Genomic DNA, 23,514 nt, shown 5'->3' with positions numbered 1-23,514 from the left:
CGTCAAGCCGCGGCCTATACTGAGCCAGTCCGTTTTACATGTCGGCCAGTCCGGTTGGACAGGCTATCGCAAAGACGGCACTTTGCGTCGCATCCTCAACGATCCGATATGAGTGCCCCGCCCCCATGTTTGCGCTTCTGCTGGCGATCGCCGCCGCGTCATCGAGCAAGGTTCCCCCGCCACCGCCCGCATCGGACGAAGGCGGCATCTACATGTTCGAGACCGGCACCAGCCTGCTCGCCAAATGCCGCAACAAGGCGCCGGAATATAAGCTCGCCTGCACCGCATACATCGCCGGGGCGACCGACGGCATCCGCAAGGAAATGTTCCTGGGCCGCGCCCGCACCGTCTGCTGGCCCAAGCGGATGGCGGCCGAGGATGTGAAAAACACCGTCGTTGCCTATCTGGAGCGCTACCCCGACCAGCGCGGCGCTGCCGCCTCGGCGCTGGTCAGCATCGCCCTCAACGATCGCTATCCTTGCCAGAAATAAAGCCGCTCGATCAGTCTGATCGATAGTATCCTTGCGCGAAGAGGCGCCACAACCGCTATAAACTTGCCCTGCCGGGCGGTTGCGCGTAGATGCGGCCCCTATTTTTTTGACGTGAAGGAGACTCGACGTGGCGGCGAAGTGGACGCCGGAAAGCTGGCGGGAGCATAAGGGCATCCAGATGCCCTTTTATCGGGACCAGGAGGCGCTTGCCTCGGTAGAGGCCCAGCTTGGCCAGTTTCCGCCCCTCGTCTTTGCGGGCGAGGCACGGAATCTGAAGGCCGATCTTGGCCGCGTCGCGAACGGCGAAGCCTTCCTGCTGCAGGGCGGCGACTGCGCCGAAAGCTTTGCCGAGTTCCATCCGAACAATATCCGCGACACGTTCCGCGTGCTGCTGCAGATGGCGGTCGTCCTGACCTTTGCCTCGAAGCTGCCGGTGGTGAAGGTCGGCCGCATGGCGGGCCAGTTCGCAAAGCCCCGCTCGGCCGATACCGAGACGATCGGTGGCGTGGAACTGCCCAGCTATCGCGGCGACAATGTCAACGACATCGCCTTCACGCCCGAAGCGCGCGAGCCCGATCCGCAGCGGATGATCCGCGCCTATAACCAGTCGGCGGCGACGCTGAACCTGGTGCGTGCCTTCTCGACCGGCGGCTATGCCAGCCTCGACCGGGTGCATGGCTGGATGCTCGATTTCATGGGCCGCAGCCCTTGGGCCGCGAAGTTCGAGGCGATGGCCGACCAGATCGGCCAGGCGCTCGACTTCATGCGCGCCTGTGGCCTGGACGCGGACAGCGTGCCCCAGCTTGGCGGCACCAGCTTCTACACCAGCCATGAAGCGCTGCTGCTGCCGTTCGAACAGGCGCTGACCCGTCAGGACAGCCTGACCGGCGACTGGTATGACACCTCGGCGCACATGTTGTGGATCGGCGACCGCACCCGCTTCGAAGGGTCGTCGCATGTCGAATATCTGCGCGGCATCGGCAATCCCATCGGCATGAAGTGCGGCCCCACGCTGGAGCCCGACGAACTGCTGCGCCTGCTCGACCTGTTGAACCCGAAGCGGGAAGCCGGTCGCATCACGCTCATCACCCGCTATGGCCATGACAAGATCGAGGCCGGCCTGCCCAAGCTGGTGCGCGCGGTGAAGCGCGAGGGGCATTCGGTGGTCTGGTCCTGCGACCCGATGCACGGCAATGTCATCAAGGCGGCCAATGGCTACAAGACGCGGCCGTTCGACCGCATCCTGGCCGAAGTGCGCGGCTTCTTTGCCGTGCATCGCGCCGAAGGGACGTTCGGTGGCGGCATCCATGCCGAAATGACCGGCCAGAATGTCACCGAATGCACCGGCGGTGCGATCGCGATCACCGACGAAGGTCTGGCCGATCGCTATCACACCCATTGCGATCCTCGCCTCAACGCGGCGCAGAGCCTGGAACTGGCTTTCCTGCTGGCAGAAATGCTGAACGAGGAACTGAAGGAACGCCGCGCCGCGGCCTGACGAAAAAGGAACCGGCCCCTCCGAATCGCAAGGAGGGGCCGGCCCAGCCGGCTTCTGCCCCCTGTTCAGCCGGGATCCGCGATCGGGTCGAATTCCAGATGCAGGTGCCGCAGCGCCCGCAATATATAGGTGGGCTCATAATCGAAGCGCAGCGCCTCACCCGCCCCATGATGGGCCGGGGACAGGCGGATATTGCCCATCCGCGCCAATAGCCGTTCGATGCTGACCGCCACCTCGCGCCGGGCCAGCGGCGCGCCGATGCAGGTATGGGCACCCCGGCCAAAGGCCAGATGCTCCTTGGCGCGCGGCCGATCCATGTCGAACTGCGCCGGATTGTCGAAACGGCGCGGATCGCGATTGGCGGCCATGTGCGACATCAGGATCGTCGTCCCCGCCTTGATCTCGACCCCGCCCAGCTCCGTCGTCCGCGTGCAGATACGCCCGCCGCTCTTCACCGACCCGTCATAGCGCAGCACCTCCTCCAGGAAATTGGGGATGCGCTTGGGGTCGGCGCGCAACTGCGCCTGGATATCCGGCCGGATGGCGATGATGCGGAAGGCGTTGGCCAGCAGCCGGTTGGTCGTGTCCTGCCCCGCCCCGAACAGGAAGGCCGCCATCGCCGTCAGGTCGACCAGGGTCGGGCTCGTCCCATCCGGGAACTTCGCCAGCGCCAGCGTCGTCAATATGTCCTTCCTTTCCGTGTCCGCGCCCAGCAGCCGACGCACCGGCAACACCGCCGGATGGTTCAGGAAGCGGCGCCAGGCGATGTAGCGGAACATATGCTTGCCAAGGCCGACCAGCGGATTGTGCTTCAGATCCTCGGGCGACCCGTCGATCTGGGCCGGCACCGCCCCCTCCAGCAGCACGCGGAAGGCCGCGCGCCCCTTGGCCGGGATGCCCAGCAGGTCGGCGATCACCAGCGTCGCATAGGGGCCGCCATATTGGCGCACCAGGTCGACCTTACCATCGGCGGCAAACTCGTCGATCAGGCTGTCGGCGGTCGCATAGAGGGATGGCTCCAGCGCCTTCAACCGGCTGGGGGTGAACAGGCTGCCGATCACCGATCGCAGCTTGGCATGGCGGGTGCCGCTTTCCGTCACGATCTGGTCGGCAAAGGCGATCTTGGGCCGCGCCGCCTCCAGTTCCGCCGCGATATCGTCGCCCTGCGGCGTGAAGGGCAAGTCCGTCAGCGGACCAGTCACGGCGTTTATGCTGGAAAAATGCTCGGTATCGAGCATCACCTGGATGGTTTCCTCATAGCCCGTCACCGCCACCACATTGCGATGGGGCAGCCGCGTCACCGGCCCCTGGGCGCGCAGAAAGTCGAAATAGGCATGGGGATCATCGACCAGATCCACATCCTTGTAAAAGTCCGCCGTGGCGTAGTCGCGCATGATCCTCACCCATTTATGATATACATTGGATCATATCACCCGCAATGCCGCTGTCAACGACGGCAAAATGGTAAAGCAAATCGCAGGGCTTTCGCGCTAGGACAGCGCCATGCATGGGTCGGCACCACAGGAAAGCAGCATGATCGGGGCGGGTCGCTATCGCCGCGACATTGACGGGCTGCGTGCCATCGCCATCCTGCCGGTGCTGTTCTTCCATGCCCATGTGCCCGGCTTTTCCGGCGGCTATGTCGGCGTCGACATCTTCTTCGTGATCTCCGGCTTCCTCATCACCGGCATCATCGCGCGCGAGGTCGATGAACAGCGCTTCTCGCTCGTCCATTTCTACGAACGCCGCTTCCGCCGGATCATGCCGGCGCTCAGCCTGATGATCCTGGCCGTGCTGGCGGCGGCCTGCTGGCTCTATCTACCTGGCGATATCGAGGGCGTGCCGAAGTCCGCGCTCGCCGCCACGCTGTTCGCCTCAAACCTCTGGTTCTTCACCGATACCGGCTATTTCGCCGGCGGCGCCGACGTAAAGCCCCTGCTCCACACCTGGTCGCTGGCGGTGGAGGAGCAATTCTACATCGGCTTTCCAATCCTGCTGATGCTGGTCGCGCGCTTTGCCGCCCGCTGGCGCAGCCTGATCGTCGGCGCGATCGCCGCGCTTTCGCTGGCACTGGCGATTACGCTCCAGCGCGACACCAGCGGCTTCACCTTCTACCTGCTGCCCACCCGCGCCTGGGAATTGTTCGCCGGCGCGTTGCTGGCGCTCGGCGCCATACCCGCCCCACGCCCGCGCTGGCTGCGGGAGGCGCTTGCGTGGAGCGGCCTTCTGTCTGTCGCCTTCGCTGTCATCTTCTACACGCGCGAGACCGTCTTCCCCGGCATCACCGCCCTGCCCCCGGTGCTGGGCGCGGCGCTGCTGCTGCACAGTGCGCCGGGCACCAGCGTCGGACGCCTGCTCAGCCTTCCCCCGTTCGTCGGCGTGGGCCTCATCTCCTACTCGCTCTATCTGTGGCACTGGCCACTGATCGTCTTCACCGAATATGCGACCGATGCGGCCCTGACCGGCTGGACGGCAATCGCCGTCGTGGCCGCCTCCTTCGTCGCCGCCACCCTCTCCTGGCGCTTCGTCGAGCGCCCCTTCCGCGATGCCCGCCGCATCCCCGCCCGGCGCATCTTCCAGTTCACCGGCGGCGCCATGGCGCTGCTCTGCCTCCTGTCGCTGGCGCTGCTGGCGATGGGCGGCTGGCCGCAGCGCTTTGCACCCCAGGTGCTGCAACTCGCCGCCGGCCGCACCGACATCAGCCCCGCGCGCAAGGCCTGCCACGACACGTTCGCCCGCGGTGTCCAGCCCTGCGTTCTCGCCGCCAAGGTCCGGCCCGACGCCCTGCTCTGGGGCGACAGCCATGGCGTCGAAATGGCCTATGCCCTGTCGATCAGGGCCAGGGCAGAAGGCCGCGCCCTGATCGAGCGCACCACCTCCAGTTGCCCGCCGGTGCTGGGCTATGACGCGCCCAAGGATGCCCGCTGCGCTCGTGCCAACCAGGCCGCCTTTGCCGCGATCCGTGCCGATCCGGCCATTCGCCGCGTCTATCTCGCCGCCTTCTGGGCCAATGGCGAATTTGACGATCCCGCCTTCGTCGCGAAACTGGATGCCACCATCCGCGCGCTCCGCGCCGAAGGACGGCAGGTCATCCTGATCGGCCCGGTTCCGCCCCAGCCCTTCGACGTGCCGCGCCATCTGGCCCATCTCGCCCGCGCCGGCAATCTTGGGCAGGCGCAGGGCGTAGACCGCGCCACGATCGAGGCCCGCACCCGCAATCTGCGCGCCCTCTTCGCGCTCTGGCAGGCACGGGGCGTGATGCTGATCGATCCGATCGCGCGACTATGCGATGCCCGCCGCTGCGCCATCATCCATGACGGCAAGCCGCTCTATTTCGATTCCCACCATCTGAGCGTCGCCGGCGCCCGGCTGGTGATGAACCAATAGCGCTACTCCGCCGCCATCGCGTAGCTGCGCGGCAGTTCGTTCGCCAGCGCCTCTGCAATGGCCGCTACCACGCCCTGTATTCGGGCCAGTCCCGGTCCCGGTCGATCAAGCGTGACGTCGAGATAGAGCGCGCGGTCGATTTCCAGCTGCAAAGCATGGAAGTCGCGCTCCGGCCGGCCATGCCGCTCGATCAGATGATCGCCGGCATAGGGATGGTTCTGCGAGGTCAGCACGCCATGCCCGGCGGCGACATCGGCGGCCAGCGTCATCAGTCGCGTCGCGGCGCTGCGACCAAAGCGATCCCCCAGCACCAGCCCCGGCGCGGCCTGCCCGGCAGCGGGTGGCGGCAACGGGGGCATGGAATGCAGGTCGATCAGGATGGCATGGCCATGCCGTTCACGCGCCGCCGTCATCATCTGCGCTAGTCGGGCATGATAGGGGCGATGCAGCGTTTCGATCCGCCACTGCGCCTCAGACCACGGCAGCGGCCGTTGCCATATTTCCTGCGCCCCCGGCAGCCGACGGGGAATGAGGCCAAGCCCTCCCCGCAGCTTCGCGCTGCTCTGTAACGGCAACTCGCGCGGCAAGCCCGTCACCATGGCGGGGTCCAGTTCCCGCTCATGCCGGTTGAGGTCGATCATCGCGCGGGGCGCGCGCGCGACCAGCACGTTATAGCCTCTGGCGATCAGCGGTTGTGCCAACAGGTCAGCCCAGCGATCCTCCAACCGGCGCAGCACCTCCGGCCGCACCCGTGCCAGCGCCAGCAACTCGGGCGGATAGTCGCGCCCGGCATGGGGCACCGACACAATCAGGGGACCATTGGGAAGGGCCGGACCATGAAGATCATAGGCCGCCGCAGATTCGGTCGGCGGGCACGTACCAAAATGATCCAACGCCGCTCCTTTCATCTGCCGCGTAACAAGCCGGACGGCTGGATAATCTTTAATCCTTGTCGCATATATCCGAACAGCTTGCCAGTCTGTGGGCAAGACAAGGGCGCCGCAGAAGACGGCTTACGGGATATTTGGGGTCAATGGTTCGAATCCTGCTGGCGGAAGATGATGACAGCATGCGCGCCTATCTGGCGCGGGCGCTGGAAAAGTCGGGTTATGAGGTTGTTGCCGTGGCCACCGGCACCCAGGCTGTGCCGCATATCGAATCGGATCGGTTCGACCTGCTATTGACCGACATCGTCATGCCCGAAATGGACGGCATCGAACTGGCGCAGCACACCGCCAATGTCGCGCCCCAGACCCGGATCATGTTCATCACCGGCTTTGCCGCCGTGACGCTGAAGGCCGGCAAGGCGGTGCCGCAGGCAAAGGTATTGTCAAAGCCCTTCCACCTGCGCGACCTGGTGCTGGAAGTCGAACGGATGTTCGGCAGCGAGACGCTGACCGGCCTTAGCTGAGCGCTTCGGCCGCGACCTCGTCCGCGCCCTGCCCCAGCGGCGGCAGCGGCTTGCCCGCCATGGCCGCCGCGAAGCGCTCGCGATCCAGGCCCTTTTCCCAGACCGACACCACCACCGTCGCCACCGCATTGCCGACGAAGTTGGTGAGGCTGCGGCATTCGCTCATGAAGCGATCGACGCCCAGGATCAGGGTCATGCCCGCGACCGGCACCGACGGCACGATCGACAGGGTGGCGGCCAGGGTGATGAAGCCCGCGCCGGTAACGCCCGCCGCGCCCTTGGACGACAGCATCGCCACCAACAGCAGCAATATCTGCTCTTCCAGGCTCAGATGCACATTGGTCGCCTGCGCGATGAACAGCGCCGCCAGCGTCATATAGATATTGGTGCCGTCGAGGTTGAAGCTGTAGCCGGTCGGCACGACCAGCCCGACCACCGACTTGCGGCACCCGGCCTGCTCCATTTTCTCGATCAGGCTGGGCAGCGCCGCTTCCGATGAGGATGTGCCCAGCACCAGCAGCAGTTCGGCGCGCAGATAGCGGATCAGGTGCAGGATGTTGAAACCGGCAAACCAGGCGACGGTGCCCAGCACCATCAGTACGAACAGGATCGAAGTGAGGTAGAAGGTTGCAACCAGCCCGGCGAGGTTGGCAAGTGTCCCCACACCATATTTGGCGACGGTGAAAGCCATCGCCCCGAACGCGCCGAAGGGCGCCGCCTTCATCAGGAAGGACACCAGCTTGAAGATCGCCAGGCTGGCCGATTCCAGCACCGTCATCAGCGGCTCCGCCTTTTCCCCGATCATGCTGAGCGCGATGCCGAACAGGATCGCGACGAACAGCACCTGCAGGATATTATGCCCATCGGCCACCGCCGACACCAGGGTCGCGGGGATGACGTTCAGCAGGAAAGCGACCAGCGTGCGGTCATGCGCCTGCTGCGCATAATCGGCGATCTTGCTGGCATCCAGACTCGCCGGATCGATGTTGAGCCCGGCGCCGGGCTGCACGACATTGGCGATGATGAGACCGACGATCAGCGCCAGGGTGGAGAAGGTCAGGAAATAGGCAAAGGCCTTGGCCGCGACCCGGCCGATCGCCCCCAGTTCCTTCATGCCGGCAATGCCGGTGACGATCGTCAGGAAGATGACCGGCGCGATGATCATCCGCACCAGCGCGATGAAGGCATCGCCCAGCGGCTTCATCGCCTCGCCCGTCGCCGGGAAATAATGGCCGAGCAGCACGCCCAGCGCGATCGCCACCAGCACCTGGAAATAGAGATGGCGATAGAAGGGGAGCGGCCGAACCGGTTCCGTCGGCGTCGATGGCGTAGGCAACATGATGTTTTTGCGTCCCCCCTTATTTGCACCGCAGCATATGGCCTCCCCAACCCCTGTCCAGCGGGTTGGAAAAGTTTCTACAAAAAAGTGTCATTTAGCGCTTGCGCGAGTCACCGACCCCCGTTATTGGCCCCCTCCACGGCGGGCGTGTAGCTCAGTGGTAGAGCACTGTGTTGACATCGCAGGGGTCGCAAGTTCAATCCTTGCCACGCCCACCATGGAAAAGCCCGGTAGGTCAACGACTTGCCGGGCTTTTTCTATGCCCTCAGCACAGTAACATTGTCATGCTCTCGGGTGAGTTTCGGGTGAAGTGCAGGCCCGACCTTCCGGGTTAGCTCCGCGACCACGTCGTCAAGCCCGTCCCTGATGGTGCTGAGATAGTCGGGGTCGAATATAGCGTAGCGGCTGGACGTCTTGCCCAGCGGTCGGTGACCGAGCGCGATTTCCAGTTCGATCAGATCGACGCGCCGGTTTGCAAGGATGGTCGCCATGCTGTGGCGGATCAGCTTCGGTCCCCAGCCGTCAGGTATGCCCAACTTCTCGCGGGCACCGAGCCACCCCTTCTTCACGCTGGCGACGCGGTACTGCTCGATCACGTTGACATGCTGCTTCTCATGGAAGCGGACGCGCTGGCCGCACACGAGCCACTCGTCGGACGCGCTCAACCAGGAGTGCAGCAGATCCACAACGGGCACGACAGGGCGCACCTTCTTTGTCTGCAGCCGGCCCTCAGGGTTGAGGGCAAAGCGCCGCTCGTTCTGCATCCACTGGCCCCGCTCTCTCGCGACGCCCATATCGAGGACGGCGTCCGGCCGCGCGAGTGTCGTGATCGCGCCGATCAGATAGCGGCGCAGCGGGATCAGTCGATCGGCATGACCACCATAGACCCCTGCCCCGTTGATCGAATAATCCAGCAGCTCGGCGATTGCATCGATCGACAGGCGATAGGTACGCTGCGGCGTCACCTGATCGCGCGTCTTATGCTTCAGCGGCGGGACATAGCGCGTCCGCCTGGCGTTAAAGGCATGGTTGAGCGCCGCCTTCAACTGGATGATGCTTTCTTCGACCGTCGACGCGCTGCGAACGCGAGCCTTGCCATCGACCCAATTACCCTTCTCGTCCTTCTTGCGCGCGACAATCGGCTCTGCCTTTGCCCACTGGCGGAAGCGTTCGAGAAAACGCTCATCAAGGTCATCAGGAATGAAAGGGTCGATCAGGCGCCCCGCATCGGCCTCAATGTCCATAAAGCGGTTCATCAGCTTCAGCCGGGATTTGATAGCCTCCGCGCTGGTCTGCTTGCTCCCATGCTCTAACCAGTAATCGGTCATGGCTTCCGCGACGGTGTAGACATCCTGCTCACGCGAAGTCGGCCGATGGACCGCAAGATAATGGGCGTCGAGTGCGTCGCAGGCTATCCGAACGTCTGACGTGCCCGTGCTCTTGCGGCGCTGCCTGCCTCTTCCGGGGTCATACCAGAAGATATACCAGCTGCTTGAGTTGGGCTTTCCACCGGCCCCGCGGTCGAGGTCGAGCCAGAACTCGCCCCGCTGATAGATGCCACCTTTTTCTGCCGCCATTTGGCCTGCTCCTTGAGGATGCGCGCTTTCTCTTCTGCCAGGCGGCCAACAAGACCAATCTCGGCGAGAACGTCCAGCTGGGACGGGGAAAGAGTGATGCCCCGCCCGCACTGGAGCGCGCGCGATACTTTCCGGTCGAGATCGATCACCGACTCGTTGTGGTTTCGCTCAACCGCCATGGGTTCCCCCATCGGCCGGCTTATCGCAAGCGCCGTTCATGGTTAAATGGGTGCCCCGGGTTGCCTCGGTCGCCATCATGTCCGCGCCTCCTCAGCGCTCGCCCGGCGCTCGCGCGTCTTGCGCGGCGGGATTGTCTTGATGGTCGCGGCATACTCAGCAAACAGGATGATGACCGAACGGATGGCCGGAGCCAGTAGATCGCCGCCGAGCAAGGTCAGGGACGTCTGGCCAATCAGAAGGAAGAACCAGAACAGTCGGAATGCCCTAAGGGAGGTGGCCGGCCAATCTGCAAACAGCGTCGCGCTGAGCAGTGTGATCACAACGAAGAACCACATGAATGCGACCCAGAGCCACTCGTCGTGCTCGATGTAGACGGTCGCATGACAAGCGGCGAAGAACCAAAGCGCCCGGTGCATCGCATATTGCGTCTGCCGGGTGAGCTGGCAGGCAAGGATGATCGGCGGGTGGAACAGCGTCTTGCCCAGCCAGGCATCGAGGCGGGAGAAGATGTTCATTGCTTCAGCGCCTTCCCGAGACTTTCCAGCTTCTCGATCATGTCGTCAGCGTCCCACGCCTCGTTGAAATCGGCAGTGCCAAACCGGCCGGAGCGATGATACTGGAAGACGCACCGAGCCTCTTCCTCGATCAGATACAGGCGCTTCAATTCGGCTTCCTGATCGTCCGCCCGCTTGCGCAGATCGTCGACCAGATCGAGGAGCGACTGAGCGATGGCGGGGATCGAACCGGCCGCTTGGGCCTTCGCCACTTCGATCGCGACGTCATGTTCGTGCGGGGTCATCACGATGCGGATTCCTTCCGGTGGGCCACCATCTGGTCAATAGTGGCGTCGAGCATGACGAGAATTTCGCGGAGGTATGGCTCGCGACCATTAAGGACGGCGATGCCCGCCGCAGATCCGAGGATGGCGGCAATCACAGGGAAACCGTAGACGGTCACCAACTCGATCACGATCGCTTCGGTGATGTCGATCAACTTTTCGCTCTCGGTCATGGCTGGGCATCCTCCAGAAGGCAGGGGTAATCCGGCCGCCCGGTCTGGCAGGACAGGCAGTCGCAGGAGGCAACCGGCGTAGATTTGCGCCCATTCAATGCCATCGCGATCCTGCCCAGCCTGACGCCGTGACGGGGATCGGGCTGGCCGATCGTCCGCGAACCGTCGGGATGGTGGTAGACGGGGATTTCAACGATCATCGCCCGCCTCCAAGCCGCAAAGCACGGCGCTCCAGAATGCCGGCCACCCTGCGAAACCCTCCCGCACGGGCGCGGCGCTCCCGGTTGATCTTTGCGGGGACCGTGCGATTACGAAAACGTTCTGAACGGGGACGTGAAGGGGAGTGATCTGGCCGCCATACGGGGCGCGGCGCAGCGCCTGCATGATTTGCCGCTGGAGATTTCAGACAAGGGCGGCTTGACCTTGGCAATGCTCGGGCGCCGGGTGCGCCGGCATAAGCGACGGCTGGCGGCCAAAGGGCAGAAGCTCGAACTGGTCATCATAGACTATCTGCAGCTCATGGCGCCCAGTCGTGCCGGTATGTCGCCCTATGAGCATGCCTCCGAGGTCAGCAAGGGTCTCAAGACGCTCGCCAAGGACGAAGATCTCGCCATCCTTGCGCTGGCCCAGCTCAGCCGAGGCGTGGAGACGCGGGAGGATCACAGGCCAAAGCCCAGCGACCTGCGCGACAGTGGCCAGATCGAGCAGGACGCCGAGGCGCGCCAGCTGGGTAGCATTCTCGCCCAGCCGCTCGCATCGGACGTCCAACAGGGCTAGAACAAGAAGAGAACGGGAGCAAATTGGAATGGCACGGCGGAAATCGGCGGCGAAGAAGCAGGAACGGTTGCACAGGGAGATTGTCGGGCCCACGCCCGAGCAGCACCGGCGCGCGAATTATGAGCTGGGAGACATCGTCGACATCGAGCCTGGCAAGGTGGCAGTCCGGATCGGCAAGGCCTACCGGCGCGAGCCCTATTTCGAGGAACTGGCGCGTCGCGAGGCGACCGGGATCAGCGCGGACGATCTGCGTTGCCTGCGCTTCTATCGCAACCGGTTCGAGGCGGCGCAGCGTTCGCCGGTTCGGTCCGTCCTCAATCGTGACGCTGGTGGCAAGGGTGACGGGCCGATGCTCGCCGCCCTCATCTCTTCATCTGATCATCGCTTTCTGGAGCATGGCATTGGCGCGGCCGTGCATACCCTGCGCGCCATCGCGCTGGAGGATAAGAGCTATGCGCAGGTCGCTATGGATCGGTGGGGCAGCCGGGAGCAGCACTGGATCGTGAAAGGCGAGGACAAGGTGAAAATCGTGCCCAAGTCCGGCAAACATCCCGGTATTGTGCGCGATGAGTTCCTTCAAGCGCTGTCTCGCCTCACCGAGCGGGCCTTGCCCTACATCCGGACAGGGATCAGCTAGCGCTCACCTTGCGCTTCACGCCGCTATGTCGCATTAGCCTCGACCGACGCGCGATCAGTTCCTGGAATTCCAGTCGATCGCAGTCGGTCGCATAACCGCGAACCTGCTTCTCGATCAGTTCCTCGATGTCCTGGTCCATCTGAATCTCGACGATCGGTTGGTAAACGGAATTGGTCATATCAGTCATGGTACGGGTCTCCACCTGAATGACGCGTGACGATCACGCTTTCACTGCCGGAAGCTGATTCGCCGTGCGGCGCATATGTGCGTCGCGCAAGGAGATGGCAAGCGACATAAACTCGGTCAACAATCGGATCGGCTCTTCCGGTTTGATACCGCTCTGTTCCGCATAGCTAAAATGTTCTGTTCGATCATTGGTTGCAGTGACGACGCCCCAGGCATTTTTCCGTCCACGCACAGTGATCGGCATCACAACCATTGATTTGTATCGATCATCATCACTCGGCCTGTCCTGCCCATCCGTATTAAGGATAGGCCGCATTTCGGGTGCCTGCATATCAGGAATTATCACTTCCTTACCGCGCGTGTACGCCATGCCGGCCGCACCGCTGCCGGTCGGCCATGTGCGAGCGGTTTCGATGTTGCATTCAATTGCGCGCCGTTGAGCTACGCATTTGAGCAGGCCGCCGTCGCCGTTTTCGATGTATTGGTAGATGCATATCGTCCACCGATCATTTTGTTGGAAGCCTGCCGCGATCGATAACGAACGCCCGGCAAGTTCCATCATATCCAAAGCGATCTTCGCTTCGCCGCCAACCGCGACATCGGTCGATTTTTCCACAGCCGTCGTCATGATGCGCGCAGCTTGGTACAATTCTATGAGCCGCTCAAAATCCTCTTCCAGCTCATAATAGGATTCGTATTGCTGCGAAGCCACGAGCGCTTTCTTCGTCGCTTCCTGCGCAACGTCCAACGCTTTCGTTGCGTCTTCCTCTGTCACCATGACAAAGATGCCGCCGATCAGCACAACAATGCAAGCTGCTATACCTATGATCTGGGCCGGGTCAGGATCAGTGCCAGCCTTCCAAGTCGCGAATTGCGCGACACCAGCGACAAATGCTCCGACCGTTACAAGAACGCCTTTAACATAGCGTGATGCTGTCCGTATCACTCTTGCCCGCGCGCTGGCCGCCGCAGTCACGCGATCATAAAGCTGAACGATCTCGTCTTCCATGTTCCCCCCAGGAAAGTAATTGATGAGGTTGACCGAAAATAGTCAAGGAAGAGTTGCTCGGGGGTGCCAAGTATGGCACATATCACGCCATAGGAATTGCGCCCGCAGGTCAGACGACCGAGCGGGTGTTTTCGTATCTGTCGGTGTAGCTCAATTCGGTAGAGCGCTGGTCTCCAAAACCAGAGGCTGTAGGTTCGAGCCCTACCACCATCGCCATCCAGGAGGCGACATGCCACAGGTCGTTGCCACCATTCATCTGCGCAAGCGCTGGTTCTTTTGGCCCGGCCTCGTCGTCGCCTACGCCATGGTCAAGCTGAACATAATTGACGAAGATCGCGGCGCCGAATGGCTGGCTGTTCACGCTCTGGTGACGGAGCTGCGCTGAGCAGATGCCCAGCCGCCCCGCGCCGCAGCGCACGCGCACGGAGCGCCTGCGCGGTCGAGCAGGTCAGGCGCAGCGCCGCCGCCGGCTGCAGAATGAACCGCTCTGCCGGGACTGCGCCGACAAGGGCATCGTCACCGCGTCGACGGTGCCCGACCACATTGTGCCGCTCGCCAAGGGCGGCAGCGACGATGACGGCAACATCCGGTGCCTGTGCGGCCCGTGCCACGAGATCAGGACGGCGGAGCAGTTCGGGCACAAGCATCAGGCCCGCCTGGGCGCCTGCGACGCGACCGGCATGCCGACCGACCCCGACCACCCGTGGAACCGCCCCCGGGGGTAGGGGGTGGGTCAAAAATCAGGGCCGACCGCCACCGGACACCGACCCCGCCACCAAATCGTTTGCTAATACAGTTTTTGTTATGGGCCGGGAGGCCAGCCGATGACCCGACGCCAGCGCATCGACAGCGCGGAGGGGGCGCTGTCCGTGATGGCATCGTCCACCCGCGATTTGTCACCGCCCAAGCACCTAAAATTGCGCCGCGGCGACGCTCCCTTTTGGGATGCGATCATTGCTGAGCGGGCGAAATCCGAATGGACCGAGGCCGATCTCGCCATCGCGGCGAATCTGGCTCGGGCAATGGCAGACGCCGAGCGGCTGGCGGGCCACACTGTCGATCGCGGAGGACATGTCCAGATTTCGGCGTTGATGCAGACGATCGAACTGAGCGACAAGCTCGCCCGGCGCATCGTCACTCTGCGCCGCGCGCTCGGGCTCGACAGCCGGTCCAAGCATGGCGAGCAGCGGGACGTGAACCGGCGCCGCGACCAGGCCAAAGAGATCGAGGCCGGCCATAACCCGCTTGCCGAGGATGACGATGGCTTGCTGGCGAGGCCGAGCACTATCCAGTGAGCCAGCCGCGCGGCGCGATACCGCCGCCGACGTTCGAGGGAGACCATAAACCGAAGACCCGCGGCGACCGGGCCATCGCGTTTGTCGAAAAATATTGCCTCGTCCCAGAAGGTAAACTGGTGGGGCAGCCGATCCGGCTGGATATGTTCCAGAAGGAATTCATCTGGTCGGTCTACGATAATCCGGCGGGCACGACTGAGGGTATCCTCAGCATGGCGCGCAAGAATGGCAAGACAGCGCTGATCGCCTGCTTGCTTCTCGTCCATCTGGTCGGCCCGGAGGCCCGGCTCAACAGTCAGATCGTATCTGGTGCCCGGTCGCGCAAACAGGCGGCCCTCGTGTTCAATCTGGCCTGGAAAATGGTCAAGCTGAACCCGAAGCTGAAGGCGCTGGTGCGCGTGATCCCGTCCGCGAAAACGCTGATCGGCTTGGCACTGAACGTCACCTATGAGGCTCTGTCGGCGGAGGCAGGCACCGCGCACGGTCTTTCGCCGGTGCTGGCGATCCTCGACGAGCTGGGCCAGGTGCGCGGCCCGCTCGATGACTTCGTCGAAGCGATCGAGACAGCGTCCGGCGCATATGACGACGCCCTCCGGCTCATCATTTCGACGCAAGCGCCGACCGATGCCGACATGCTCAGCATCAAGATCGACGATGCGCTGCGCAGTCGAGACCCGAAAATTGTCGTGCGGCTATATGCTGCCGAGCCTAAGGCCGACGTCCTCGACCCGGCGGCCCATCAGGCGGCAAACCCGGCGCTGGGCACGTTCCGATCCAAGGTCGAGCTGCTGGCCGCGGCGGAACGTGCGGCGCGCATGCCTTCTGCGGAGAATGGTTTCCGCAATCTGTATCTGAACCAGCGGGTTAACCGCTTCTCGCCCTTTATTTCGCCCAGCGTCTGGGGCGCCTGCAACGATAACACAGACGATGAGGCGTTCGAGAAGGGCGAGGTCTATGGCGGCCTCGACCTTGCTGAGACGACCGACCTTTGCGCGTTCGTATTGGCAGCTTTGTGGCAAGGCGTCTGGCATTTTCGCGCTTGGTTCTGGAAACCGGAGGCCACGCTCCGCGATCATGTGAAGCGCGATCGCGCGCCATATGATGTCTGGGCGGACGAGGGCTATATCTTCACCACGCCCGGCGTTGCGGTCGATTATGAATACGTGGCGCACGATCTGGCGAGGATCTGCGAGGGCGTTCCCGTCATCAAGATCGGTTATGACCGCCACCGCTTCAAGACGCTCGAAGCACAGATGCAAAAGGCCGGCATTTCGCTGCCGTTTGAGCCTTTCGGGCAGGGCTACGTCAGCATGGCGCCCGCCATGGACCTGATCGAGATCGATTTCTTGAATGAACGCGTCCGGCATGGGGGCAATCCGGTGCTGACGATGTGCGCGGCCAATGCCGTCGTGAACAAAGATCCGGCCGGAAATCGCAAGCTCGACAAGGCCAAGAGCACGGGAAGGATCGACGGCATGGTCGCAGCAGTGATGGCCCGCGGCGTTGGCGCGCTCGACACCAATGAGGGCGGGAGCATGGATGACTATCTCGCCGCCATGAAGGCGAACGCAGCGTGAAGCTGTCCTTCGGCCGCAAAATGTGGCGCGGTCTCCGCACGGCGCTGTCGCTGCTGAATCCCTCCGCATGGAAAGGCGTGTTCGGCCAGCCGTCCTACTCGGGGAAGACCGTCACGGCGACCAATGCCCTGACACTGTCGACGGTCTGGGCCTGCATCCGCCTGATTTCCGGCACGATCTCTTCGTTACCCTTCATGGTCTACCAGGACGGCGCAAACGGATCGCGCAAGGTTCTGAAGACCCATCCCCTCTATGGGCTGCTGCACGACAGCCCGAATGCAGATCAAACTGCGCTCGATTTTTGGCAGTTCATGTGCGTCAGCCTCGAATTGTGGGGGAATGCCTTCGCGCGCATCACCCGCGGTCGCGGCGGAAAGATCATCGCGCTGACGCCATTGCGCCCGGAGGTCATGCAGGTCCGGCGCGTCGCCGGCGGCGAGATTCGATACCGGTATCCCGACAATGGTGGGATGGATGAGGTCGGACAGGACGAAATGTTCCATGTCCGCGGGTTCGGCGGGTCTCCCCTGGGCGGTCTTTCGACTTTGGACTTCGGCCGCCACTCCTTCGGTCTGGCTATGGCCACCGATGAAGCGGCGGCTCAGATTTATCGCAATGGGCTTCGCCCTTCCGGCGTGCTGACGACCCAGAATAATCAGACGCTGAAACCCGACCAGCGCGCGGACATCTACAAATATGTGGTCGAGCCGTTTGCCGGCGACAATAATGGCAAGCCCCTCGTCCTCGAAGCCGGTCTGACCTGGCAGGCTATCGAAATGAAGGCGGACGACGCCCAGATGATCGAGAGCCGGCAGTTCTCGGTCGAAGATGGCTGTCGCTGGTTCGGTGTCCCTCCCCATCTGGTCGGGCACACCGCGGGCAATACCACTCTGGGCAGCAGCATCGAGAATCAGACGCTGGGCTGGCTGATGTTCGGCCTCCGCGAGCGCCTGAAACGCCTCGAAATGGCGATCATGAAGCAGTTGCTTACGCCTGCCGAGCGCCTGACCACCACCGTCGAAATCAATATCGAGGGCCTTCTGCGCGCCGACAGTGCAGGTCGCGCCACCTTCTATGCCCAGATGGTGCAGAACGGCATCATGACGCGCAACGAAGTGCGCCGCCTCGAAAATCTGCCGCCTCTGCCAGGCGGCGATGACCTGACCATTCAGTCGAACATGATCCCGGCCGGGCAGCTGGGCGAGATCACCAGCACCGGCGGCGAAGCTGCCCGGCGCTCAATCGTGGACTGGCTTTTCCCGGAGGGGTTGCCCTCGATGAAGCAGAAGGAAGACGCGTGATGCTGTTGCACCACAAGCATGGGCAGCTGAAGGTTCGCGACTTCAGCCTGTCGATCAAGGCCGATGCCGTCAAAGAAGATGGCACCTTTGAGGGATATGGTTCGGTCTTCGGTGTGACCGACAGCTATGGCGAGATCGTCGCAGCCGGCGCATTCACCAACAGTCTGAAAGAGATCCAGGCGAAGGGCCGGCCGGTCCCCGTGCTTTGGCAGCACCAGACGTCGGCTCCCATCGGCATCTACGAGGCCCTTTCCGAAGACGAGCATGGCCTGAAGGTGTCGGGCCGCCTGCTCATCGATGACGTGCCCAAGGCAAAAGAGGCGCACGCCCTGCTCAAGGCCGGCGCCGTGTCGGGATTGTCGATCGGCTATTGGGTTCGCGAATCGTCCTATGACGAGAAAACCGGCATCCGCACCCTTATCAAGCTGGATCTGGTCGAGGTGTCCTTGGTGACCTTCACCGGCACTGGAATGACCTTCCCCGACGAAGTCCAGCGCACCGGCATCATCGCAGTCGAGCAACCCTAATCTAATCGGAGAATGGCTATGGCCAATGAAAACGCCGGCACCCCCGGCGTCGAAGAATTGCGCGCGCAGTTTGACGCCCTCCAGCGCCAGATCGCGGTCGCCACAGTGGGGTCGGCCGAAGATTTCGTGGCCCTGCTGGCCAGCCCGGAGGTCGATGCGCTAATGGCCGGCATCACCAATGCGGCAGCGCCGCTGGATGAAGCCACGCGCAAGCGGGTCGCGTCCTGGGCGAAGATGCGCAACGACATGGCGACGCTGGCGAAGCTGGAGCTGGCGCGCCTGCGCGGTCTGGCTGCCGTGGCGGATACGGAGGGCGCCAGCAATGGCGGCTGAGGACCAGCTCGCGGCGCTGCTGGAGCGCAATAGCGCGCTGTTCACCACCTATGAGGGCTGGGCCAATGCCCAAACGATGCTGCTGGCCGGCACGCTGGACGATCCGAACAGCTTCAACGCCGAGGGCGGCAAGTCCGGCGCGCTGGGCTATTACCCGGTCATCAACGTGTCGGGCCAGACCATCTTTGTCCCGTGCCTGGCACGCATGCAGGCCATCGCCGCCGGCAGCGCCGACCCGGCCGCGCTGGAAACGCTGCTGAGCGCGCAGGTATCGGCCGCCACAGCGCAGGCTGGCGTGGCCACCACCAAGGCGACCGAGGCGGCGGCGCAGGCGGGCCTGGCCGCCGCCGCCAAGAATGATGCGCAGGCCGCAGCGGCCAGTCTGGCCGGGTCGGTCGACAAGGTCGCCGCGCTGGATGCGGACAAGGCGCTATGGGGCCGGCGGCGCTGCAAGATCGGTAACATAGGGACCGGCGTCATCGATCAGGGCGGCGTGTTCCAGACGCTGCGCCGGGACAATGGCGAAGAGCGCAATCTGCTCGACACCGAACTGGCCAAGACGAATGTTTCGGGGCTCAACGCGCGCGGCCTGCGCCTCGATCAGGTGGGCGGTCAATGGGTGCGGTCGGGCCGTATCTGCAAGGTCGGCAATGGCGCCAGCATCACGGTCGACCTGACCGGCAATCTCGTCACGGTCCATCGCGATACGGACGGGGCGCTCTACCAGGCTGATGGCGGTGTCATGGCCCGGCCCAGCGACGGCGGTGGATCAGGCACTATCCTGTACGGGCCGCCATCGGGCTACTGGAACCGGCTGTCCGGCTGGTTCGTGGAAGATGATGACAATCTGCTGACCATCATCATCAAAGTTGGCCAGTCGTGGGACTGGGGCCAGAGCAAGGATGCCGGCGACGCGACGATAACGACGGCCGCGCAGCATCCCGGCTGGGCGCTGATGTTTGACGTCGGGACCAACCCGGACGGCGCGCCGGTCAATGATTTCGTAGACCTGCGCGAGCAGGCGACGGCCAGCAGCTGGGAGACGCCCCTTTCCGGCATTGCCGACAGCATCATGTCGCTGACGCAGGCGGCCGTAGGGCGTAAGCCGCGCTGCCTGTTCTTCATCGCGGCGGAGGGCGGCACGGCCTATTACGGCTCTCAGACCAACCCGGACGGCGGGATGAAGCGCGGATCGAAGCGCTACATGGACTGGACCTATTATCTCGATCGGGCGCGCGCCATCGCCGCCAGCAAGGGCTGGCGGCCGTACCGGGTGATCTTCCATTCCAACCACGGGCATGAAGACACGAAGATCGGGACCACCAAGGCCAAATATCAGCAGTATCTGGAGCAATATGCGGCCGACGCGCGCAAGGACGTCGCCGAAATTCTGGGGCCGGACATCGATGTCCGCTTCTTCTGTGGGCAGGTGAACCGGATGTATCAGGACTTCCGGATGCCGAGCGACGTCGCGCTGGCGCAGCTCGACGCGCCTGACGGATGGCTGTGCGATGGCTCCTATTATGACGGGCCGGAATCCGCCGACAAAGGTCATGTCAAGGCGCTGGGCTGGCGGATGAACGGGCTGCGCAGCGGCTATTATATCGCGCATGCGGTCTGGGGCGTCCCGCGCGAGCCGCTGCGGCTGGAGCGGGCCTATATGGGGTCGTCATCGGTGGTCCGGCTCCAGTTCAATCGGCTGCTGACGAAGGACGAAAGCGACACGATCGTCGCCGCAACCAATCTTGAGACCGGGCGCGGCATCGCATTCTTCGACGGCGCGGAAGTCGCCAACCCTGTTCCCTCCGTCTCGATCAGCGCCATCAGCGTCGTGTCGGTGCCAAGCCGCATCCCCGAGCCAGACGGCAGCTATGTGTCGCGGGCTGATACAGTCAGCATCACCCTTTCGGGCGCACCAACCGGGCGAGAGCCGCGCGTCGTTATCGCCGGCTGGTCGCCCACCAACGGCAGCGGCGCGACCGGTGGGCCGCGTTCCGGCTTCCGCAGCACCACGCCGCTGCTCACCGACGGGCTGACCGGCGTCACCCTTTACGACTGGGCCTGTCACGAGGTCCGCCTCATCCCCTACCGGAGATAATGATGACCGACACGATTTTGACCCAATTGCCCTTCGTCAACCAGGGCAGCGTCGGCCTGCTCGGCATCGACCCGGCTGTGCTGGATGACGAGGATGTCGTCGCGCTCGACTTGCGTCTGGTCTTCTGGGGCCGCGCGCGAGACGCCCTTCATGCGGCCGACTGGACCAGTCGCGCGATCGGCAGCGAGTTCAAGATGGTCCCGGGTGGCGCAGCGATGCCGACCCAGATTACCGGTCTTGATCCCGATCCGCTATGCGACCGCGCCGTGTTCAATGCGGCGGTGTGGGCGGCCTATAATGAGCGTCACGCGCTGGTCTTCGGTGCGGGCGCACTCAACGGCCATCTCATGGCTTCGTCCGCCCTGTCGACCCATCTCGACGCATTTGGCGGCGACTTCACCATCATCTTCTTCGGCCGTCCTGGTCCGGGCGATAATGCGTTCCCGTTCGGCAATAATCAGGTGGCAACCGCTGCCTCGTCCGGCATGTTGCTCCAGTGGACCAGCGCGGGCGGCCTCACGTTCCAGGTCAATGGCACCCAGATCATTGCCAACACGGCGACTGCGTCGCCTGCGTTCGCATCGGTCTATGCTGATGGCCCGCGCCTGATCGTGCTGGCCTTCAGCGACAATCTCAACAAATGCCGCCTACGGATCGACGCTGGTCTCTACGATAGGGAAGTGACGAGCGTCACCGCGTTCAACACCGACAGCACCATCCGGCTGGGGCTTGCGGGATCGAATCTGTCGGGTCCGATCGATGGCGGCGATTGCGGAGAGTTCATCGTTCTGCGGGGCTATCTGACCGATGACCCTGTGATGCTGGCCCGCATCGAAAAGCTGATCATGGACCATTATCGCAAGAAGCCGAAGTGGTGGGGCGTCTCTGCCAGCACTGCGCTGACCGAAGCGCAGGCAAAAGCGCTGGGCGGCGGGGAGCGGTCGACCACGCGCGCCAAGAGCTTCACCGTCACGGCGGCCGACCAATATGTCTATTATGCCTATCCGTCGGCGGAGGCTCGGTCGGCGGCCGCCGCCTACACCAGCTACAGGATCAACGGCGCCGACGCGGTCCCGACCCAGACCACGGTCGTGATCAATAGCGTCAACCACATCGTGCTGCGTTCGCCGACCACGCTGACCGGATCGATCACGGTGGAGGTCACCTGATCATGGTCGCAATTACACCACATCAACAGGGAGCCGCGGCGATGACGCCATGGAGTGAGGCGTTGATCGCCAAATATGCTTGGATCTGGGTCGGCCTCACATTCGGCTTCGCCGCGAAATATGCGCTGCTCATCAAGAAGGGGGTGAAGATCAAGCCGGGGTTGGTGCTGGCAGACATCCTCATCCTCCCGATGGTGGCGCTGATCTCCTACTGGATGATCAGCCGCGCCGGCGTCGACGGTGAAGGCGCTGCCCTCATCACGGCCGGCGCGACCGTCGGCGCCGATCGCGTCGTCAAGCTCTACACGGATCGGTTCGTCCGCCAGGTGGGAGACGTGATCACCGACGAAGCGACGCGCCGAAAAGCCGCCATCCGTGAGGAGGTGCAGGCCGAACTGAGCGCGGAACGAACCCTTCAAGACATCGCAATGGGCAAGCGGCCCTTGGGAGGTGAATGATGACGACCATTTCCGATGACGATTTCGTGCGCCTGTTTCAGGAGCGCACCGGCCTTTCCCCCGTCGACGGATGGGCGGGTCGCGACACGATCGCGATGCTGGACAAGCTGGCGCCGCCGAAAGCTGCCCCTGCAACCGGCCTGCCCGACGACTACTGGCCGATGCTGTCGAAGATCGAGAGCGGTGACCGTCCCTACATCAAGGCCAACACTTCAACCGGATCGGGCCTCTACCAGTTCATCAAGTCGACCTGGCTCGGCGAAGGCGGGAAATGGGGCGCTGATATGTCGAAGGCATTCGGCGGCCTGATGCCGACCGCCGATGAGCAGCTCGCCCGCGCCAAGACGTTCACCGCCAAGAATGCGGCCTATCTGCGCGGCAAGAGCCTCCCGATCAACAAGGCCTCGCTCTACGCGGCCCACTTCTTCGGCCCGGTGACGGCTGCGGCAGTGATTGGCGCAGACACCAAGGCGCGGGCCGATCTGATTGCCGGCCCTGCTGCAACCAAGGCCAACCCTTCGATCTTGAAGGGTAAGACGGTCGGAGACTTCCTGACATGGCTGCAGAAGAAGACCGGAGACTGGGCGCGATGAACCCGACCGTGCCGCATCTGCGCATCGTGGTCGCGGCCTGCGTCGCGGCGATCCTGGGCTATCTCGGCTTCTCCGTCTGGGTCGTTCTCTGGTCCAACGATGTCGCGCTCAAGGGTGATGTCATCGGGACATGGAAGAGCTTCGCCGTGCTGGCGTTCGGCTTCTGGCTGGGCTCGTCCAGCGGTGGGAAGGCGTCGATGCCCGGCCCGCAGCCAGTGACGATCGAGCAGCCGCCTGAGCAGCCGGTTCCCGTGGAGGCGCGCTGATGGGCTTGGGCAAGATCACGCGCGGGCTCGGCAAGATCGGGCTTGCGTTCGAGGCGCTGGGTTATGTTGTGACGGCAGCGAAAGCGCTCGGCGCTGCGATCCGGCGCTCGAAGTCAGACAAGGTTATGGACGAGGGTGGCGCAGGCGAGAATGGCAAAGACGCTCCAGACGAGCCAATCCAGAGGAGCTAAAGGATCCGCGTCCCAATCACGCCATTCGCTAAACATGTGCCCCTCCCCGAAGTGCCCCTGACGCGCGCCGCGATGACGTTGAATCGCGCCAGGAGCTTGCTGCAGATACCATGTCACAATGTGAAGATGAAGGGTGACCCCAGCGCGTCCGTAATTCGGGGGGAATCTGGGGGCTGCGCTGGGATCTCCAACGGAGTATCACA

General features: G+C 63.5%; 29 protein-coding genes and 1 tRNA gene. 20 read left to right on the top strand and 10 right to left on the bottom strand.

Features of this window, described 5'->3' with window-relative positions:
• Positions 1–125: 125 nt before the first annotated feature.
• Together N6H05_RS10915 and N6H05_RS10910 are read left to right on the top strand one after the other, a co-directional pair.
• Positions 126–491 carry a Rap1a/Tai family immunity protein gene (locus N6H05_RS10915; RefSeq protein WP_004208137.1) on the top strand — a complete coding sequence of 122 codons (366 nt, stop codon included), beginning with the start codon at positions 126–128 and terminating at the stop codon, positions 489–491.
• A 127-nt stretch (positions 492–618) separates the two neighbouring features.
• On the top strand, positions 619–1,989 hold the full coding sequence (locus N6H05_RS10910) for a class II 3-deoxy-7-phosphoheptulonate synthase (protein ID WP_004208138.1): 1,371 nt from the start codon (positions 619–621) through the stop codon (positions 1,987–1,989).
• 65 nt (positions 1,990–2,054) lie between these two features.
• Here N6H05_RS10910 and N6H05_RS10905 read toward each other — a convergent pair whose 3' ends face one another.
• Entirely contained in the window at positions 2,055–3,383 is a 1,329-nt protein-coding gene (locus N6H05_RS10905) for a cytochrome P450 (RefSeq protein ID WP_284113865.1), read from the bottom strand.
• A gap of 139 nt (positions 3,384–3,522) precedes the next feature.
• Here N6H05_RS10905 and N6H05_RS10900 point away from each other — a divergent pair, with 139 nt between their 5' ends.
• Positions 3,523–5,376: an acyltransferase family protein gene (locus N6H05_RS10900; RefSeq protein WP_284113864.1), complete on the top strand. Its 1,854-nt coding sequence runs from the start codon at positions 3,523–3,525 to the stop codon at positions 5,374–5,376.
• A gap of 2 nt (positions 5,377–5,378) precedes the next feature.
• Here the strand turns inward: N6H05_RS10900 and N6H05_RS10895 are convergent, their stop codons facing one another.
• A complete protein-coding gene (locus tag N6H05_RS10895) occupies positions 5,379–6,269 on the bottom strand; it encodes an N-formylglutamate amidohydrolase (protein WP_502958968.1) in 891 nt (296 codons plus the stop codon).
• 140 nt (positions 6,270–6,409) lie between these two features.
• Here N6H05_RS10895 and cpdR point away from each other — a divergent pair, with 140 nt between their 5' ends.
• Entirely contained in the window at positions 6,410–6,787 is a 378-nt protein-coding gene (gene cpdR, locus N6H05_RS10890; protein ID WP_004208143.1) for a cell cycle two-component system response regulator CpdR, read from the top strand.
• On the opposite strand, the gene N6H05_RS10885 is transcribed toward cpdR, so the two are convergent.
• Entirely contained in the window at positions 6,780–8,126 is a 1,347-nt protein-coding gene (locus N6H05_RS10885) for a dicarboxylate/amino acid:cation symporter (protein WP_284113862.1), read from the bottom strand. The two genes, cpdR and N6H05_RS10885, sit on opposite strands and share 8 nt — an antisense overlap.
• Before the next feature lie 143 nt (positions 8,127–8,269).
• Between N6H05_RS10885 and N6H05_RS10880 the strand changes: the two genes are divergently transcribed.
• Positions 8,270–8,344: transfer RNA gene (locus N6H05_RS10880), tRNA-Val, on the top strand.
• Positions 8,345–8,383: 39 nt separating this feature from the next.
• Here N6H05_RS10880 and N6H05_RS10875 read toward each other — a convergent pair.
• The 5 genes from N6H05_RS10875 to N6H05_RS10855 all read right to left on the bottom strand — a co-directional run bounded on the left by N6H05_RS10875 (position 8,384) and on the right by N6H05_RS10855 (position 11,094).
• Positions 8,384–9,703: a site-specific integrase gene (locus N6H05_RS10875; protein ID WP_284113861.1), complete on the bottom strand. Its 1,320-nt coding sequence runs from the start codon at positions 9,701–9,703 to the stop codon at positions 8,384–8,386.
• A 254-nt stretch (positions 9,704–9,957) separates the two neighbouring features.
• On the bottom strand, positions 9,958–10,398 hold the full coding sequence (locus tag N6H05_RS10870; RefSeq protein ID WP_284113860.1) for a hypothetical protein: 441 nt from the start codon (positions 10,396–10,398) through the stop codon (positions 9,958–9,960).
• Positions 10,395–10,685 (bottom strand): hypothetical protein, encoded by a 291-nt coding sequence (locus N6H05_RS10865; RefSeq protein WP_284113859.1) that lies wholly within the window; start codon positions 10,683–10,685, stop codon positions 10,395–10,397. Before N6H05_RS10865 ends, N6H05_RS10870 begins: the two co-directional genes overlap by 4 nt.
• The gene (locus tag N6H05_RS10860; protein ID WP_284113857.1) at positions 10,682–10,894 is read right to left on the bottom strand and encodes a hypothetical protein; all 213 of its coding nucleotides are present in this window, start codon (positions 10,892–10,894) and stop codon (positions 10,682–10,684) included. The genes N6H05_RS10865 and N6H05_RS10860 overlap by 4 nt, the downstream gene beginning before the upstream one ends.
• Positions 10,891–11,094 carry a hypothetical protein gene (locus N6H05_RS10855; protein WP_284113856.1) on the bottom strand — a complete coding sequence of 68 codons (204 nt, stop codon included), beginning with the start codon at positions 11,092–11,094 and terminating at the stop codon, positions 10,891–10,893. Before N6H05_RS10855 ends, N6H05_RS10860 begins: the two co-directional genes overlap by 4 nt.
• 133 nt (positions 11,095–11,227) lie before the next feature.
• On the opposite strand from N6H05_RS10855, the gene N6H05_RS10850 reads away from it, so the two are divergent.
• Both N6H05_RS10850 and N6H05_RS10845 read left to right on the top strand, forming a co-directional pair.
• On the top strand, positions 11,228–11,671 hold the full coding sequence (locus N6H05_RS10850) for a DnaB-like helicase C-terminal domain-containing protein (protein WP_284113855.1): 444 nt from the start codon (positions 11,228–11,230) through the stop codon (positions 11,669–11,671).
• Positions 11,672–11,699: 28 nt separating this feature from the next.
• Entirely contained in the window at positions 11,700–12,308 is a 609-nt protein-coding gene (locus N6H05_RS10845) for a hypothetical protein (protein WP_284113854.1), read from the top strand.
• Here N6H05_RS10845 and N6H05_RS10840 read toward each other — a convergent pair.
• Entirely contained in the window at positions 12,301–12,495 is a 195-nt protein-coding gene (locus N6H05_RS10840; RefSeq protein ID WP_284113853.1) for a hypothetical protein, read from the bottom strand. The genes N6H05_RS10845 and N6H05_RS10840 overlap by 8 nt on opposite strands.
• Positions 12,496–12,528: 33 nt before the next feature.
• Positions 12,529–13,503 carry a GAF domain-containing protein gene (locus N6H05_RS10835; RefSeq protein ID WP_284113852.1) on the bottom strand — a complete coding sequence of 325 codons (975 nt, stop codon included), beginning with the start codon at positions 13,501–13,503 and terminating at the stop codon, positions 12,529–12,531.
• 229 nt (positions 13,504–13,732) lie between these two features.
• Between N6H05_RS10835 and N6H05_RS10830 the strand changes: the two genes are divergently transcribed.
• From N6H05_RS10830 to N6H05_RS10770, 13 genes are all read left to right on the top strand, one after another.
• Complete coding sequence (locus N6H05_RS10830; protein WP_284113851.1) at positions 13,733–13,888, top strand: hypothetical protein; 156 nt, start codon at positions 13,733–13,735, stop codon at positions 13,886–13,888.
• Between the two features lie 4 nt (positions 13,889–13,892).
• Complete coding sequence (locus N6H05_RS10825; RefSeq protein WP_284113850.1) at positions 13,893–14,228, top strand: HNH endonuclease; 336 nt, start codon at positions 13,893–13,895, stop codon at positions 14,226–14,228.
• A gap of 99 nt (positions 14,229–14,327) precedes the next feature.
• A complete protein-coding gene (locus N6H05_RS10820; protein WP_214863560.1) occupies positions 14,328–14,798 on the top strand; it encodes a phage terminase small subunit, hendrixvirinae-type in 471 nt (156 codons plus the stop codon).
• The gene (locus N6H05_RS10815) at positions 14,795–16,375 is read left to right on the top strand and encodes a terminase large subunit (RefSeq protein WP_284113849.1); all 1,581 of its coding nucleotides are present in this window, start codon (positions 14,795–14,797) and stop codon (positions 16,373–16,375) included. Before N6H05_RS10820 ends, N6H05_RS10815 begins: the two co-directional genes overlap by 4 nt.
• Positions 16,372–17,676 (top strand): phage portal protein, encoded by a 1,305-nt coding sequence (locus N6H05_RS10810; RefSeq protein ID WP_284113848.1) that lies wholly within the window; start codon positions 16,372–16,374, stop codon positions 17,674–17,676. Before N6H05_RS10815 ends, N6H05_RS10810 begins: the two co-directional genes overlap by 4 nt.
• A complete protein-coding gene (locus N6H05_RS10805) occupies positions 17,676–18,203 on the top strand; it encodes an HK97 family phage prohead protease (protein ID WP_284114207.1) in 528 nt (175 codons plus the stop codon). The genes N6H05_RS10810 and N6H05_RS10805 overlap by 1 nt, the downstream gene beginning before the upstream one ends.
• 18 nt (positions 18,204–18,221) lie before the next feature.
• Positions 18,222–18,536 (top strand): hypothetical protein, encoded by a 315-nt coding sequence (locus N6H05_RS10800; protein ID WP_284113847.1) that lies wholly within the window; start codon positions 18,222–18,224, stop codon positions 18,534–18,536.
• Complete coding sequence (locus tag N6H05_RS10795) at positions 18,526–20,634, top strand: hypothetical protein (protein WP_284113845.1); 2,109 nt, start codon at positions 18,526–18,528, stop codon at positions 20,632–20,634. Before N6H05_RS10800 ends, N6H05_RS10795 begins: the two co-directional genes overlap by 11 nt.
• Entirely contained in the window at positions 20,634–21,803 is a 1,170-nt protein-coding gene (locus N6H05_RS10790) for a hypothetical protein (RefSeq protein WP_284113844.1), read from the top strand. The genes N6H05_RS10795 and N6H05_RS10790 overlap by 1 nt, the downstream gene beginning before the upstream one ends.
• 62 nt (positions 21,804–21,865) lie before the next feature.
• The gene (locus N6H05_RS10785; protein ID WP_284113842.1) at positions 21,866–22,261 is read left to right on the top strand and encodes a hypothetical protein; all 396 of its coding nucleotides are present in this window, start codon (positions 21,866–21,868) and stop codon (positions 22,259–22,261) included.
• Positions 22,258–22,854: a hypothetical protein gene (locus tag N6H05_RS10780; protein ID WP_284113841.1), complete on the top strand. Its 597-nt coding sequence runs from the start codon at positions 22,258–22,260 to the stop codon at positions 22,852–22,854. Before N6H05_RS10785 ends, N6H05_RS10780 begins: the two co-directional genes overlap by 4 nt.
• Complete coding sequence (locus N6H05_RS10775; RefSeq protein ID WP_284113840.1) at positions 22,818–23,120, top strand: hypothetical protein; 303 nt, start codon at positions 22,818–22,820, stop codon at positions 23,118–23,120. Before N6H05_RS10780 ends, N6H05_RS10775 begins: the two co-directional genes overlap by 37 nt.
• The gene (locus N6H05_RS10770; protein WP_284113839.1) at positions 23,120–23,311 is read left to right on the top strand and encodes a hypothetical protein; all 192 of its coding nucleotides are present in this window, start codon (positions 23,120–23,122) and stop codon (positions 23,309–23,311) included. The genes N6H05_RS10775 and N6H05_RS10770 overlap by 1 nt, the downstream gene beginning before the upstream one ends.
• Positions 23,312–23,514 lie beyond the last annotated feature (203 nt).

This window comes from Sphingobium sp. WTD-1 (assembly GCF_030128825.1).
Classification (GTDB): domain Bacteria; phylum Pseudomonadota; class Alphaproteobacteria; order Sphingomonadales; family Sphingomonadaceae; genus Sphingobium.
Note: the sequence above shows the minus strand (reverse complement) of the source record. Positions and strands in the feature narration are given on the sequence as shown.